Here is a 15,522-nt window from a genome sequence, read left to right as displayed (position 1 = left end):
CATTGTCACAAACGTGACGTTTTTAAAACATTGACGAGATATCATGTATCTCATTTATTTCGCTTGGCTTTTTGTTCAGTTTTCAAAGAACTTTTTGCTGTCACTAATGACAACTTCATAAATTCTACACTACATAACTCATTAAGTCAATAGTATATTTTATTTTGTTTCATGTGCTGTTTTTACGGTGTTTCCTCAGCGACAAGATTTATTATATCAATATATTTATTGTAATGCAATAGTTATTTTGAAAAGATTTTAATTGAGTATATCTGCAATATAAAGAGAAGACTGTGTACTTAAATTTATAATTTCTTCTGAGTTATTCAACTTGACCATTGGCCGTGTTAATTGCTGTTGATCAATAAAAATGATCTCACCTATTTCCCCATTATTAAGTCGAGCACTTGTCCCAATTAAATACTTTAATAATTCTTTTGTTAATGCTTGAATGACACTAGGTTGAAATCTTCCAAATTGCTCTTGATTTAACTCTTCAATTACTTTGAAAGGTGATTGTTTTGTGCGGTAATATCTTTCTGACACCATCGCATGATACACATCGGCTACTGCCACCATTTGACTGAAAGCATGTATTTTCTCAGCCTGAACTGCCATTGGATAACCTGTACCATCTTCTCGTTCATGATGCTGAAGTACAGCTAATAAAACAGCATCGGATACTCCCTTTAATCCTTTAAGCATTTTATAACTATTAATTGGGTGTTTTTTTACTTCCTCATATTCAGCTTGTAATAGAGGCCCATTTTTTGTAATCAATTGTTGAGGGAGTTTGGACATTCCAGCATCAGACATTAGTCCAGCTAATCCAACTTGGATCCATTCAGCTCTTGAAAATTGTAAGCTTTTTGCTATAAGCGCGGAAAAAATCCCAACAAATACAGCATGGTGATATTGATAGTTTTCTTTTGTGGAATAATGGTGAAGTTTTAATATATCTCCCTGATGATCCATTGCCTTTTCTAATAACGGTAAATACATTTTTCGTAACTGTACTATATCCACAGTTAACCCTGATTGCCAACCTTGAAAATATTTTTTATACGTTTGTACAGCTGAAAGATACATGTCTATAAAAGTATCTTCTTTTTCAAGTACCGGTTGAATATCTTCTTCTATTATTTCTTTTGGAGTAAATCTCTCACCAGTTACTAATTTATTCTCTACATCCACAACATCAACTAAAAATCGATTGATAATTGCTAGCAATTCAGTGGTCAGCACCGTATTTTTTTTCATAAATGGTTGGTTGGTTTGTAAAAATAGATCACTGGCAATGATACATCCTTCTTCTAATTGATTCCTCTTAACCTTCATAGTGTCCCCTCTATTTCCCAATACTGTTAATTCTATTATACGTTACTTTTATCAGGGTAATAAAGGGTTTTTTTTGAAAAACGACCGTTTTTATAGGACTTAAAAACTATAAGTTGGTACATCGATACACTCCTTTTATACCACGAAACTAATTACAATAGTATTGGTAATACTCATTAAAGAAAGGCGCAAGTGCCTGTTCAATGACGTACGGACTCGAACCCGCGATATGAAATAAAGGAAAAACGATGAACTCTAGTACGCAAAGGAGGTCAGCGAAGTTTCGCTAGTTGCTGGGTGCTGGCGCTCGACATCTTCAAATATAATGCTTGCTAAAAAAAATAAAAGGACCTTCCGACAAGAAAGGCCCTTTTACTATATTGTAACTTAAATAGAAGTAATCTCGGACTCTAATTATTCATTAGTGTCGTCTCGTTCTTCCACTTCTGGTTCTATTTCTGGTTCTAATTCATGATCTACTGCTGAAGGTTCTTCGCTGCTAACCGTATCAGCGTTAGTGTTCTCTTCTTCACCTTCACCGTCGTCTTCTCGTTCTTCAATGTCTTCATCATCAATATCTACTCGAGCAACCGTTGCTACTTCGCCATCGTCACCGACGCGGATTAGGGTTACACCTTGTGTATTTCTGCCCATTTGTGATATTTCACTTACATGCAGGCGAATGATAACGCCAGCTGTTGTAATAATCATAAGATCATGATCATTAGAAACAACGGTTAATGAAACAACTGGTCCATTTTTATCGGTGATGTTACATGTTTTAATACCTTTACCACCACGATGTTGAATACGGTAATCATCGATCGTCGTTCGCTTACCATACCCTTTTTCGGTAACAATTAATACGTCATGGTTGGCTTCTATAATATCCATTCCAACTACGCGATCATCATCAGATAAAGTAATTCCTTTAACACCCGTAGCTGTTCGGCCCATTAAACGAACATCATCTTCGTGGAAGCGAATAGCTAAACCGCTCTTTGTTCCAATGATAATCTCTTGATTTCCATCGGTTAAGCGTACCCCTAGCAATTCATCTTCTTCACGTAAATTAATAGCAAACAATCCGCCTCTGCGAATATTTGCAAAGTAAGATAATGGTGATCGTTTACATATTCCTTCTTTCGTCATAAAGAAAAGATTATGTTTATCATCAAACTCTTCGATTGGAATGACTGTACTAATGTACTCTTCTTTCTCAATTTGTAAAAGATTGATAATTGGAATTCCTTTTGCCGTTCTTCCCAGCTCAGGAATTTCATACCCCTTTAGACGATAAACTTTCCCTTTATTTGTAAAGAAGAGAATCGTATGATGTGAATTTGTCGTAAATAGATGTTGAACAAAGTCATCATCATTGGTGCCCATTCCTTGGATTCCTTTCCCGCCGCGTTTTTGGCTGCGGTAAGTCGAAATCGGCAAACGTTTAATATAGCCATTATGAGTCAACGTTATAACGATATTTTGGCGAGGAATGAGATCTTCATCTTCAAATGATTCTTCCCCAATGGAAATAATCGTACGACGCTCATCATTGAATTTTTCTCGAACTTCTTTTAGTTCTTCACGGATAATTTCTAATACTTTTTCTTCATCCGCTAAAATAGCTCTTAATTCTGCAATACGTTGAACGAGTTCAGCGTATTCAGCTTCGATTTTATCTCGCTCTAATCCTGTTAAACGTTGTAATCGCATATCCAAGATCGCTTGAGCTTGTTCGTAACTTAATTCAAATCGCTCCATTAATCCGTTTCTTGCAATTTCAGTCGTTTGTGAACTACGGATTAATGAAATAATTTCATCAATATGGTCTAAAGCAATACGCAGTCCTTCAAGGATATGGGCTCTTGCTTCTGCTTTTCTTAACTCAAACGCTGTGCGGCGGCGAATGACCACTTTTTGGTGCTCTAAGTAATGGTACAAGCACTCTTTTAGGTTTAACACTTTAGGTTGCCCGTCTACTAGCGCTAATAAGTTAATCCCATAACTTGTCTGAAGTGCTGTTTGCTTAAACAAATTATTTAATAACACATTCGCATTCGCATCACGACGAACTTCAATGACAATTCGCATCCCTGTACGGTCTGACTCATCACGTAGATCAGTAATGCCATCAATCTTTTTATCTCGTACAAGTTCTGCAATCTTTTCAATCAGCTTTGCTTTATTCACTTGGTACGGGATCTCTGTTACGATTATTCGCTGCTTACCATTTTGCATTTCCTCAATATGAGACTTAGCTCTTAGTGTGATAGAGCCTCTACCCGTTTGATAAGCCTTTCTAATTCCTGAAATCCCAACAATTTCTGCTCCTGTCGGGAAATCTGGACCAGGTATAAAATCCATTAATTCAGCAACACTAATTTCAGGATTATGGCTTAACTCCAACACACCATCAATTACTTCACCTAATTGATGAGGTGGAATATTCGTTGCCATTCCTACAGCAATACCTGAAGTACCATTGACTAAAAGATTTGGAAAACGCGATGGTAACACAATCGGTTCTCTTTCTGAACCATCATAGTTATCTTGGTAATCAATTGTATCCTTGTTGATATCTCGGATAAGCTCCATCGAAATTTTCGACATTCTTGCTTCTGTATAACGCATCGCTGCTGCTGCATCGCCATCAACCGATCCAAAGTTCCCATGACCATCAATAAGCATATAGCGATAACTAAAATTTTGCGCCATCCGTACCATCGTTTCATAAACCGCTGAGTCGCCGTGAGGGTGGTACTTACCAATAACCTCACCAACGATACGAGCTGATTTCTTATAGGCTTTATCAGATGTCATGCCAAGCTCATTCATAGCATATAAAATTCGTCTATGAACAGGCTTTAAGCCATCCCGAACATCAGGTAACGCACGGCTGACAATAACACTCATTGCGTAATCTAAGAAAGATGATTTCATCTCTTGGCTAATATTTATTTCTTTAACTCTTGAACGGTCTTGTTCTTCCATTTAGAAACCTCCAATATATCCGTTGCGAGCAAGGTTGAATACTATATATCTAAATTCTTAACATATTGAGCATTTTCTTGGATAAAATCTCGTCGTGGCTCTACCTTGTCTCCCATCAAGATTTCAAACACTTCATCGGCTTTCATTGCATCCTCTAATGTTACTTGCAAAACAGTCCTTGTCGATGGATCCATCGTTGTTTCCCACAATTGTTCAGGATTCATTTCTCCTAAACCTTTATAGCGCTGAATACCAGGTTTTGCTTTATCTGGGATTTCACTTAGAATTGCATCTAATTCTTTATCATTGTACGCATATTGTATATCGCGGCCTTGTTGTACTTTGTATAGCGGTGGTTGCGCAATATAGATATAGCCTTTTTCAATAATCGGACGCATATAACGATAGAAAAACGTTAAAATTAAGGTACGGATATGGGCACCATCAACATCGGCATCTGTCATAATAATGATCTTATGGTAACGTGCTTTTTCAATGTTAAAATCATCACCAATTCCTGTGCCTAGAGCCGTAATAATCGCACGAATTTCATTATTTGCTAGTATTTTATCCAGCCGGGCTTTTTCGACATTAATAATTTTTCCGCGTAATGGTAAAATAGCCTGGAAGTGACGATCACGACCTTGCTTTGCTGATCCACCCGCAGAATCACCCTCAACGATATAAATCTCACTAATTGTAGCATCTTTAGAGGAACAGTCAGCTAGTTTACCTGGTAATGAACTTACCTCTAACGCACTCTTTCTTCTTGTCAGCTCTCTAGCTTTTTTGGCTGCTTCACGTGCTCTTGAAGCCATTAACCCTTTTTCAACAATCTTCCTAGCTACCGTTGGGTTTTCAGATAAGAAACGAGCAAAGTGCTCAGAAAATAATGAATCAGTAATCGTTCTAGCTTCACTGTTTCCTAGCTTCGTCTTTGTTTGCCCTTCAAATTGTGGGTCAGGGATTTTCACTGAAATAATCGCAGTTAATCCTTCACGTACATCTTCACCTGTTAGGTTCGGATCATTTTCTTTAAATAAATTTTGCTTTCTAGCATAGTCATTAATTACACGCGTAAGTCCGGTTTTAAACCCAGATTCATGGGTTCCACCTTCATGTGTACTAATGTTATTAGCAAAAGAATAAATGTTACTTGTATAACCATCATTATACTGAACAGCAATCTCAACATTTAGTCCATCTTTTTCCCCTTCAATAAAAATCGGTTCTCCATGAAGAGTTTCTTTCGTTCGATTAAGGTGTTCTACAAACGAAGCAATTCCACCTTCATAGTGGAACTTTGCGGACTTTCCTTCAGGTCGATTGTCTGTAATTTCAAGCGTTAAACCACGATTTAAAAAGGCTAACTCTCGGACTCTTGTCGCTAACGTATCATACTCATAAACCGTTGTTTCTCTAAAAATTTCAATATCTGGCTTAAAATGAACCTTTGTTCCATGTTTTTCTGTCTCACCAATTACTTGGAGATCTCCTTGTGGAACACCACGTTCAAATCGTTGGTGATGTATTTTACCATCTCGAGAAACCGTTACCTCTAACCATGACGAAAGAGCATTTACAACCGAAGCACCTACACCGTGTAATCCACCAGATACTTTGTATCCACCGCCCCCAAACTTTCCGCCCGCATGAAGTACTGTCATAATAACTTCAACTGCAGGTCTACCCATCTTCTCATGAATACCAACAGGAATACCACGCCCGTTATCTACGACCGTAATACTATTGTCGTCTTCAATCGCGATTGAAATCGTGTCACAATAGCCAGCCATTGCTTCATCAATACTATTATCAACGATTTCCCATACTAAATGGTGTAAGCCTCGTACACTGGTAGAACCAATATACATCCCTGGACGTTTTCTAACAGCTTCTAAACCTTCTAACACCTGTATTTGACTTTCATCGTATGAATGTTGTTGTTCAATCGTCAATCTCTTCACCTTCACTTCTATCAGTGGTCTCCACTGTCAATTTTTATGTCGTCAATCAAGAAAAGCGTGAGTGCCCGTTCAAGCAGCAAAGGGGCTACAAATCCCCCTCAATGTTATACTTCTTATCTTTTTAAAGAACTAATCAGTATAACTTTCAAGCTCAGACACCACATGAGCTCTTCGTTTTAATGTCACAGATGAAATCGGAGAATAATAAACCTTTTCATGCGTAATGACAATCGACTTAATGATTTCTTCTGAAATCTGGACAACATAATTTGCTTTAAAATGGGCATTAATAAACTCTTTTGTTATTCCTGATGACTCTTTCATATCACTATTTAATATAGCTACAACATCTTTAGAGCGAATAACCGTATCTCCACCTAAATGAATAAACAAAAGACCACCTCAGTTCTTTTTCTCGACTTGACCTTGATTAACAAAGTACGTTGTCGCTTGTTTTAAAGTTTGATGATCAATTCCGTCTACACTTGTTGTTGTAACAAATGTTTGGACTTTTCCTTGGATTGTATTTAATAAATGCGATTGCCGGTAATCATCTAATTCTGAAAGAACATCATCTAATAGAAGAATAGGATACTCACCCACTTTAGAATAAATCAGTTCGATCTCTGCTAACTTTACTGACAAAGCTGTCGTCCGTTGTTGTCCTTGAGAACCATATGTTTGAACATCCATGTCATTTACTAAAAATCCGATATCATCCCGATGCGGGCCAACAAGGGTTGTTCCCCTTTGAATTTCTCTTTCCTTTACTTTTTCAAATCCGTTATAGAGTTCCTCTTCTATTTTCGACAATTCCATCTTTTCTGATACGTTAATAGATGGTTTATATTGGAGTTTTAACAACTCTTTTCCTCGACTGATCTCTTTATGGATAGCTTCTGCCCAATTTTGAAGCAACTCAATAAACTCAAATCGTTTTGCAATCACCCTAACGGCTTCCGCGACGAGCTGTGCAGTAATCACATCTAGCATCACTTTATTGCCTTTATTCTTTTGTAGTTCTTTGAGGAGGTGATTTCGTTGTTGAAGGATTTTTTGATATTTACCTAAGTGAAAAAGATAAAGTGGATTAATTTGACCTATTTCCATATCAATAAAACGTCTCCTCACTTGAGGAGCACCTTTTACTAGATTTAAGTCTTCCGGGGCAAACATCACTACATTTGCTGCACCAATGTATTCACTTAATTTTCGTTGTTCTAAACTATTTATTTTTACTTTTTTACCTTTTGAGGAAATAATGACTTCTAACGATAGCGGACCATTTCGTCTTTGAAGCTTCCCATCTATTTTTGCGAATTCTTCATTCCAATGAATTAATTCTTTATCACGAGCGGTTCGATGTGATTTGGCCATCGCAAGTACATAGATGGCTTCAATTAAATTCGTTTTTCCCTGCGCATTTTCACCAAGGATGACGTTTACTTGATCTTCAAATGTCAGGTTTACTTTTTCATAATTCCGGTAATTAGTTACCTCAAGTTCTTTAATGTGCAAAGGGTGATCCCCCTTAAGATCCGTTCACTATCTTAAAAGTACCTACTGTTGAAATGGTAATTTCATCGTTAGGATATAATTTTTTTCCGCGACGGTTTTCTAATTCATTATTTACAACAACTTCATGCTCGGATAAAAACCATTTGGCCATACCACCTGTATCAATGACCCCGACTTCTTTAAGCAGTTGACCTAAAGTAATATATTCAGAATTAATTACTACTTCTTCTGGCATAGAGAACCCTCACTTTCTAGTACAAAGATAAAACAGCAATCTTTTCGGCAATTGCTGTTATTCATCCGTTTCACCTTTTTTATTCCATCGATAATTAAGTTCTTATCTCTATTGTACTAAACTATTACTAGAACGCCAATAGCTGTGCCCTAACTTAGTAAAATCCCTTTATTCTAAACGTTTCCTTTTGTTTCTAAAAAGCTGCAGGCCATTGGCTTGCAGCTATACATGATTAGTAAGTACGAACGGGAGAGAATAGATGAAGTGCTAAATCATGTTCTGTTGGTCGAACAACGAAAGGACTCATGGCTCCAGTAAATACAATATGAATTTCATCGCTATCGACAACCTTCAGGGCATCAATGACATTTTTACCGTTAAAAGAAATTCTTAGATCCTCACCACTTAAATCACTACTCTTAATTTTCTCAGTAACTTTTCCGATTTCAGGCGTAATTGAAGTAATTTCAATTTCACCTTCTTCTAGTGTCTTTAAGTTAATCACATTATTTTTTCCTTCTCTTGAAAGTAATAATGCTCTCTCCAATGTTTGTAAAAATGGTTTGGTTTTAATTTTAAATTCCGTCTTTGAATGTGTCGGGATCATATTTTTAGTTACTGGATATTTGCCATCTAGCAATCTTGAGAAAAACAATAAATTATTTAAACGAAATAATACTTGGCTTTCAGTAACAACAACATCAATCAGTTGGTCCGTTTCCTCTAAAACTTTACTTAATTCACTTAAGCTTTTTCCTGGAATCACAACATTTTCAAAATGCAGCTCAGTATTATTCGTTTCGATCTTAGCTTTTCTCATCGCTAATCGGTGACTATCTGTTGCAGTACAGGTTAACTCTTCGTTCTCCACTGTCAAGTTTACACCTGTCAACACTGGACGTGTTTCCTGAGTGGACACCGCGAATCCTGTTTGTCGAATTATGTTTTTTAATAAGTCTTGCGGTAAACGAAAAACATGGTGTTCTTCGACTTGTGGTAAGCGCGGGTATTCTTCTGGATCAAGTCCGTTTAAATTAAAAACGGCTGAACCGGAACGGATCGTCGTTGCAAACTGATCTTGAACGGAAACTTCAATTTGACCTTCAGGTAGTTTTTTTACGATTTCCGCAAAGTATTTCGCTTGAAGTACGATACTTCCTTCTTCTAAAACTTCTACTAGAACTTTGTCATTTTCTTCTGTAGGAATAAAGCTCTCAATTGAAATATCAGAATCGCTCCCTGTTAATGTTACACCTTCTTTTGTTGCAACAATCTTAATTCCAGTAAGAATGGGAATCGTCGTTCGAGAAGAAACAGCTTTTGACACATGCTGGACACTATGTACGAAACGATCTCTATTAATTACAAATTGCATGTTTGATCACCTTTTAATTAATTATTTTTTATTTAAAAAAGTAATAGTAATAGTAATAGGTCTTGTGGATTTGTGGATAAGTCGAAAATAGTCGAAAGATAAAGCCTATACACATGTGGATAATGTGTGCATAGGCTAGGTTGAGTTATTCACATAAATCACAAATTTAATTTCTTAGTTGTTCGACAATGTCTTGAACTTTTTGTTGCAGCTCGTGATCGGTCGTTAACAATTTTGATATCTTTTCGTGAGCGTGAATGACCGTTGTGTGGTCGCGGCCCCCAAATTCACTTCCGATTTTAGGTAAAGATGCATCTGTCATTTCTCGAGATAAATACATAGCAATTTGACGTGGAAATGCTACAGATTTTGTTCGTTTTTTTGCTTTAAAATCATCTAATTTGACACTATAGTGTTCTCCAACTGCTTTTTGAATATCAACGATTGTCAGCACTTTCGGTTTTGAATTAGGAATAATATCTTTAAGTGCATCTGCTGCTAGGTCTGCATTCATATCTTGATTAATGAGCGACGAATAAGCAACAACGCGAATGAGAGCACCTTCTAATTCACGAATGTTTGTGTCAATTTGGTTTGCGATATATAACATAACTTCATTTGGGATATCTAAGTTCTCAGCTTTTGCTTTCTTTCTTAAAATAGCGATTCTCGTTTCTAAATCTGGTGGAGTAATATCAGTGATCAATCCCCACTCAAATCGAGAACGTAACCGGTCTTCTAACGTTGGAATTTCTTTAGGTGGACGGTCACTTGAAATGACAATTTGTTTGCTTTCCTCATGCAGAGCATTAAATGTATGGAAAAATTCTTCTTGTGTTTGTTCTTTTCCAGCTAAAAACTGAATATCATCTATTAAGAGCACGTCAACATTACGGTATTTATTACGAAAATGGACAGCTTTATTGTCACGGATTGCATTAATAAACTCATTCGTGAATTTCTCTGATGATAAATAAACTACTTTTGCATTCGGATTATGATCAATAACATAGTGACCGATCGCATGCATTAAGTGTGTTTTTCCAAGTCCAACTCCACCATAAATAAACAAAGGATTATAAGCTTTTGCTGGAGCTTCGGCAACGGCTAGTGATGCAGCATGAGCAAAACGATTTCCAGATCCAATAACAAAAGTATCGAATGTGTATTTTGGATTTAACATACTTTTTGGGATGTCACCGTTAGCTGGAAGCGGATCTTTCGGTAACTTCTTCACTTCTTGTTCAATTAAAAAGTCATCCTCTAATTGGTTTTTGGGAATAATAAATTTAACATTTAAATTAGATCCAGTAATATCTTCTAACGTCTCAGAAATAATACTCGAATAACGATTTTCTAACCAATCTCTCGCAAACTCATTAGGCGCAGTAATAATAATCGTATCACTCTCAATACTGTTTGCTTTTGTAGCTTTTAACCATGTTTCGAAGCTTGGTTTACTTACTTTCACTTCCATTGCAGCAAGAGCTCGGTCCCATAAGTCGTTTATGTTCTCCAATTATTGCTCCCTCCTTTTCTCTTAGGGATTAATTTCCGTACATAGAAATAATTAAATAAAAACTTGGCTTATATCCAAGTTTTTATAGGATAGTAGCTTTCTTCTACCTTTCTGTACAACGATTGTATAATGCAGTTTTTTATAAATGTATAAGTATGCAATACACATAATGTGTGGAGAAATGTATAATATAGTAGAAAAGCGTCGTAATATAAATTATAAACATCGTGTGGACAAGACTATAAACAACTTCTAATAACTGTCCACAGGTTTATTCACAGGTTGTGGATAAAGTTACTGTTAAAAGAATCTATCCACGGGTGAAAACAAATATATAATAGCAAAAAATGATAGGTGTTGCAACGCTTTTGTTGATTTATCCACAGAATACTAGCCCTTGTGTTTAGTTTTTGTCCACAACACAAGATGGTGTGTATATGTTGTAAATAATATTGAGGAAAAGTCAGATGCTGTCGATAAATGTTATCCACAGGTCGAAAAGTGTAATTACATATGAGATTTTGTCTATGGATCCAATGAGATGGTTATTATAGAAATTAGTAAGCTGGTGATTATGAAAGATTTAACAACATGACAAATCGAAAGGTGTACTTGACAATTGGTCGGTTCGTTCCTTATAATTTACAAGAATGTCTATGTTGAGTATATCCTCAGGGAGGTGTTATAGATGGGAAAACCAACGTTTCAACCAAATAACCGAAAGCGTAAGAAAGTTCACGGCTTCCGTGCACGTATGAGCACACCAAACGGTCGTAAAGTTTTAGCTCGTCGTCGTCGTAAAGGAAGAAAAGTATTATCTGCATAGGCCACTGGAATCTTCAGTGGTCTTTTTCACTAAAAAAGAGGTAGCGATGATGCTGCTCTATTAAGTAGTAGAATATTTAATTATAATTAGGATCGTTGGGGGTAACGGATGAAGAAAGCTTTTCGGATTAAGAAAAATGAAGAGTTCTCTATAGTATTTAAAAAAGGAAAATCCGTTGCTAACCGTCAATTTGTCTTGTATGCACTTCATAAAGAAGGACAACCTCATTTTCGAATCGGCTTATCGGTTAGTAAACGAGTTGGCAACGCCGTTATGCGTAATCGAATTAAAAGAGTCATACGTGAATGGTTCAATCAGTATGAAGATCAGTTGATGCAAGATAAAGACTATGTTGTTATTGCGAGAAAGCCGACAGCAGATATGGATTTTTCTGAGATGGAAAAAAGTTTAATCCATGTTTCTAAAAAAGCTGGTGTGTTTATAAAAGATCGTTTACATAGTGAAAAACAGGCGGGACCTAACCGTAAAAATAAAAGTAGATTTGGTGAATGACAAGGAGGAAATATAGGTGTCAAGAAAGCTTGGTTTAACCTTGTTGCTTATCAGTATGCTTGTACTTCTTACAGGGTGTTTTAACCTAGAAGAACCAATCAATGCTGAAAGTACTGGTGTTTGGGATCGCTACCTTGTATATCCATTATCTTGGTTAATCATTTATTTTGCAGACGTTTTTAATGATAGTTTTGGTATGGCTATAATAATAGTAACTATTTTACTAAGAACATTAATTTTACCATTAATGATCAAGCAAACGAAGAGTGCAAAGGCGATGCAAGCAATACAGCCGGAAATGCAAAAACTACGTGAAAAATATAGTGCAAAAGATCAAAAAACACAACAAAAGCTTCAACAAGAAACGATGAAAATGTTCCAGGAAAAAGGAGTTAATCCTTTAGCTGGATGTTTACCTTTATTTATTCAAATGCCAATATTACTTGCATTTTATCATGCAATTATGCGTACTGAAGAAATTGGCCATCAGCAATTCTTGTGGTTCTATCTTGATGTTCCTGATCCAATTTTACTTCCGTTGATTGCTGGTATTACGACTTTTATCCAGCAAAAGATGATGATGGTAACGGACAATCCGCAAATGAAAATCTTACTTTACATGATGCCGATCATGATTTTCGTCTTTGCGATGTTCTTCCCAGCAGCTTTAACATTGTACTGGGTAGTAGGTAACTTATTTATGATTATACAAACCTACTTTATTACAGGTCCTAATGTAGGAAAAAAAGATGAGCCAGCAAGTGCAGGAGGAAAGAAAAAGTGAAAAAAGTGACTGCATCTGGAAAAACGATTGAAGAAGCGATTGAAAAAGCGTTAGTGGAACTAAATACCACAAGAGAAAAAGTAGAAGTACAAGTGATAGATGAGCCTCAAAAAGGATTCTTCGGACTTTTCGGTGGAAAACCTGCAGTGGTTGAAGTTGAATTAAAACCTGATTCCATACAGGAAGCTATGGATTTTCTCAATGTTTTATTCGAAAAAATGGATGTCCAAGTGAATATCGTCTTAAAGACGGATAATCGGGAAACTATTTTTGACTTACAAGGTGAGCATATAGGAACTCTAATTGGAAGAAGAGGACAAACATTGGATTCGCTTCAGTACTTAGTGAATTTAGTGGCTAATCGCAACTCAGATGGCTTTTTACGTATTCGTTTAGATGCAGAAAACTACCGGGAACGCAGAAAGCAGTCGTTGGAGGAGTTAGCTGAACGACTAGCAAAAAAAGCAATCCAAACGAGAAAAACGGTCAAGCTAGAGCCTATGCAAGCTCATGAACGTAAAATCATTCACACTGCACTTCAAAATAGTAAGGGGATCGCAACATACTCTGAAGGGCAAGAGCCGAAACGATATATTGTGATTAACCCGAAATAAGGATCAACGGTAATATCTATAAGTGGCTGTGCATCTCAAAATTGAGGTGTACAGCTTCTTTTTTTACGTTAAGAAAGTACGAGTTGTCAGAAAAGAATTCATCAAATAGTGGATATTTTAGAAAATAAGAAGAAGTGCAAGTATACAGATGTCTCTGCCTAAACGTTTGAAACCACTGAGTGTTCTTAGCGCTTTAGGATTTAAATAGGATAGTGATGTTGATTTTAGCAAGAGGGAGTAAAAAATGCTTTTTTTTTTTTTTTTGATCGGAAAATGAATTATCCACATGTGGACAGTTTTTCTTCTGAGAATATAGGTTAAAATATTACGGAGGTTGTTGATATCTTTTTTTGAACGGGAATATGTGGTATTCTATTTTTTTAGGGAAGTATATTGGAACGAAAATATAATGGAAGTTATTTTATCATAAAAACAAAGGTCAGGAATTGAGGTGACACAATGGAGTTCGATACAATTGCTGCAATATCAACACCGATGGGAGAGGGAGCGATTGCCATCGTAAGACTTTCTGGTGATGATGCGATACAAATTGCGGACAAGGTATATAAAGGAAAACAACGATTAGGAGAAGTGGAAAGCCATACGATCCAATATGGATATATTACTGATCCTCAAACAGGAAATAAAGTAGAGGAAGTCATGGTCTCTGTATTAAGAGGTCCTAGAACCTTTACCCGTGAAAACATTGTAGAAATTAATTGCCACGGCGGCTTAGTTTCAGTTAATCGAGTTTTGCAACTGGTGTTAAATGAAGGAGCACGCCTAGCTGAACCCGGTGAATTTACTAAGCGAGCTTTTTTAAATGGAAGAATAGATTTATCTCAAGCTGAAGGTGTTATTGACTTAATTCGCGCCAAAACCGACCGTGCTATGAATGTCGCGCTAGGTCAATTAGATGGTCGACTTTCAAAAAAAATTAAAACATTACGCCAAGCTCTATTAGAAACGGTAGCACATGTAGAAGTAAATATTGACTATCCAGAGTATGATGCTGAAGAAATGACAAATCAACTCTTACTCGAAAAAGCTCAATTTGTGTACCGGGAAATAGAAAAGTTATTAGAAACAGCAGCACAAGGGAAAATATTAAGAGAAGGTTTAGCTACCGCGATTATTGGACGCCCAAACGTGGGGAAATCTTCATTATTAAACAGCTTAGTTCATGAAAACAAAGCCATTGTTACTGATATTCCAGGTACGACAAGAGATGTGATTGAGGAATATGTTAATGTAAGAGGTGTTCCTTTACGGTTAATTGATACGGCAGGAATACGTGAAACTGAAGATATTGTAGAAAAAATTGGTGTTGAGAGATCACGACAAGCATTAAAAGCTGCTCAACTAATTCTTTTAGTTTTGAATTATAGCGAAGAATTAACAAAAGAAGATGAAGCTTTAATGGAAGCCATAGAAAACATGGACGCCATTATTATCGTTAATAAAACAGATTTAGAACAGAAAATTGATCTAGAACGGGTAAAAGAACTGGCAAAAGATCGATCCATTGTAACAACATCCTTACTGCGAGACGAAGGTGTCGATGAACTGGAGGAAGCAATTAAAGAGCTGTTTTTTGTTGCGGGTATTGAAGGAGAAGATGTAACCTATGTCTCAAACTCCCGACACATTGCTCTTCTTAACCAAGCTAAAAAATCGGTTCAAGATGCGATACATGCCGTTGAAAATGGAATGCCGGTGGATATGGTACAAATAGATATAACTAGAACATGGGAATTACTAGGTGAAATTATTGGCGATAGTGTACATGAAAGCTTAATTGATCAACTGTTTTCTCAATTTTGTCTAGGTAAATAAGTA

Annotated in this window: 13 protein-coding genes; 5 read left to right on the top strand and 8 right to left on the bottom strand. The window is 36.4% G+C overall.

The annotated features are described in order from the left end of the window. Positions 1-258: 258 nt before the first annotated feature. From AC2VNP_RS11405 to dnaA, 8 genes are all read right to left on the bottom strand, one after another. Positions 259-1,338, bottom strand: coding sequence for an HD-GYP domain-containing protein (locus tag AC2VNP_RS11405; protein ID WP_486917440.1), 1,080 nt, complete (start codon positions 1,336-1,338; stop codon positions 259-261). Between the two features lie 414 nt (positions 1,339-1,752). Next, positions 1,753-4,332, bottom strand: a complete 2,580-nt coding sequence (gyrA, locus tag AC2VNP_RS11400) for a DNA gyrase subunit A (protein ID WP_486917439.1) — start codon at positions 4,330-4,332, stop codon at positions 1,753-1,755. A gap of 41 nt (positions 4,333-4,373) precedes the next feature. Then, entirely contained in the window at positions 4,374-6,290 is a 1,917-nt protein-coding gene (gene gyrB, locus AC2VNP_RS11395; protein ID WP_486917438.1) for a DNA topoisomerase (ATP-hydrolyzing) subunit B, read from the bottom strand. Between the two features lie 138 nt (positions 6,291-6,428). Further along, positions 6,429-6,692, bottom strand: coding sequence for an extracellular matrix regulator RemB (gene remB / locus AC2VNP_RS11390; protein WP_486917437.1), 264 nt, complete (start codon positions 6,690-6,692; stop codon positions 6,429-6,431). 9 nt (positions 6,693-6,701) lie between these two features. Beyond that, positions 6,702-7,817 carry a DNA replication/repair protein RecF gene (recF, locus tag AC2VNP_RS11385; protein ID WP_486917436.1) on the bottom strand — a complete coding sequence of 372 codons (1,116 nt, stop codon included), beginning with the start codon at positions 7,815-7,817 and terminating at the stop codon, positions 6,702-6,704. Positions 7,818-7,830: 13 nt separating this feature from the next. Then, complete coding sequence (gene yaaA, locus AC2VNP_RS11380) at positions 7,831-8,052, bottom strand: S4 domain-containing protein YaaA (RefSeq protein WP_486917435.1); 222 nt, start codon at positions 8,050-8,052, stop codon at positions 7,831-7,833. A gap of 232 nt (positions 8,053-8,284) precedes the next feature. Beyond that, a complete protein-coding gene (gene dnaN / locus AC2VNP_RS11375) occupies positions 8,285-9,427 on the bottom strand; it encodes a DNA polymerase III subunit beta (RefSeq protein ID WP_486917434.1) in 1,143 nt (380 codons plus the stop codon). A gap of 166 nt (positions 9,428-9,593) precedes the next feature. Then, positions 9,594-10,946 carry a chromosomal replication initiator protein DnaA gene (gene dnaA, locus AC2VNP_RS11370; RefSeq protein WP_486917433.1) on the bottom strand — a complete coding sequence of 451 codons (1,353 nt, stop codon included), beginning with the start codon at positions 10,944-10,946 and terminating at the stop codon, positions 9,594-9,596. Between the two features lie 688 nt (positions 10,947-11,634). On the opposite strand from dnaA, the gene rpmH reads away from it, so the two are divergent. From rpmH to mnmE, 5 genes are all read left to right on the top strand, one after another. Then, on the top strand, positions 11,635-11,772 hold the full coding sequence (gene rpmH, locus AC2VNP_RS11365; protein ID WP_209125223.1) for a 50S ribosomal protein L34: 138 nt from the start codon (positions 11,635-11,637) through the stop codon (positions 11,770-11,772). A 108-nt stretch (positions 11,773-11,880) separates the two neighbouring features. Then, positions 11,881-12,285 carry a ribonuclease P protein component gene (rnpA, locus tag AC2VNP_RS11360; RefSeq protein ID WP_486917432.1) on the top strand — a complete coding sequence of 135 codons (405 nt, stop codon included), beginning with the start codon at positions 11,881-11,883 and terminating at the stop codon, positions 12,283-12,285. Positions 12,286-12,301: 16 nt separating this feature from the next. After that, positions 12,302-13,069 (top strand): YidC family membrane integrase SpoIIIJ, encoded by a 768-nt coding sequence (spoIIIJ, locus tag AC2VNP_RS11355; RefSeq protein ID WP_486917431.1) that lies wholly within the window; start codon positions 12,302-12,304, stop codon positions 13,067-13,069. After that, the gene (gene jag / locus AC2VNP_RS11350; protein WP_486917430.1) at positions 13,066-13,683 is read left to right on the top strand and encodes an RNA-binding cell elongation regulator Jag/EloR; all 618 of its coding nucleotides are present in this window, start codon (positions 13,066-13,068) and stop codon (positions 13,681-13,683) included. Before spoIIIJ ends, jag begins: the two co-directional genes overlap by 4 nt. A gap of 459 nt (positions 13,684-14,142) precedes the next feature. After that, the gene (gene mnmE / locus AC2VNP_RS11345; RefSeq protein WP_486917429.1) at positions 14,143-15,519 is read left to right on the top strand and encodes a tRNA uridine-5-carboxymethylaminomethyl(34) synthesis GTPase MnmE; all 1,377 of its coding nucleotides are present in this window, start codon (positions 14,143-14,145) and stop codon (positions 15,517-15,519) included. The last annotated feature ends 3 nt before the right edge of the window (positions 15,520-15,522 follow it).

Source organism: Alkalihalobacterium sp. TH-98, assembly GCF_057473385.1.
Note: the sequence above shows the minus strand (reverse complement) of the source record. Positions and strands in the feature narration are given on the sequence as shown.

Coding starts and splice junctions, on each gene's coding strand:
- dnaN (WP_486917434.1), bottom strand. CDS start 9,427: ATGCAATTTGTAATTAATAGAGATCGTTTCGTACATAGTGTCCAGCAT.
- yaaA (WP_486917435.1), bottom strand. CDS start 8,052: ATGCCAGAAGAAGTAGTAATTAATTCTGAATATATTACTTTAGGTCAA.
- rpmH (WP_209125223.1), top strand. CDS start 11,635: ATGGGAAAACCAACGTTTCAACCAAATAACCGAAAGCGTAAGAAAGTT.
- mnmE (WP_486917429.1), top strand. CDS start 14,143: ATGGAGTTCGATACAATTGCTGCAATATCAACACCGATGGGAGAGGGA.
- rnpA (WP_486917432.1), top strand. CDS start 11,881: ATGAAGAAAGCTTTTCGGATTAAGAAAAATGAAGAGTTCTCTATAGTA.
- AC2VNP_RS11405 (WP_486917440.1), bottom strand. CDS start 1,338: ATGAAGGTTAAGAGGAATCAATTAGAAGAAGGATGTATCATTGCCAGT.
- gyrA (WP_486917439.1), bottom strand. CDS start 4,332: ATGGAAGAACAAGACCGTTCAAGAGTTAAAGAAATAAATATTAGCCAA.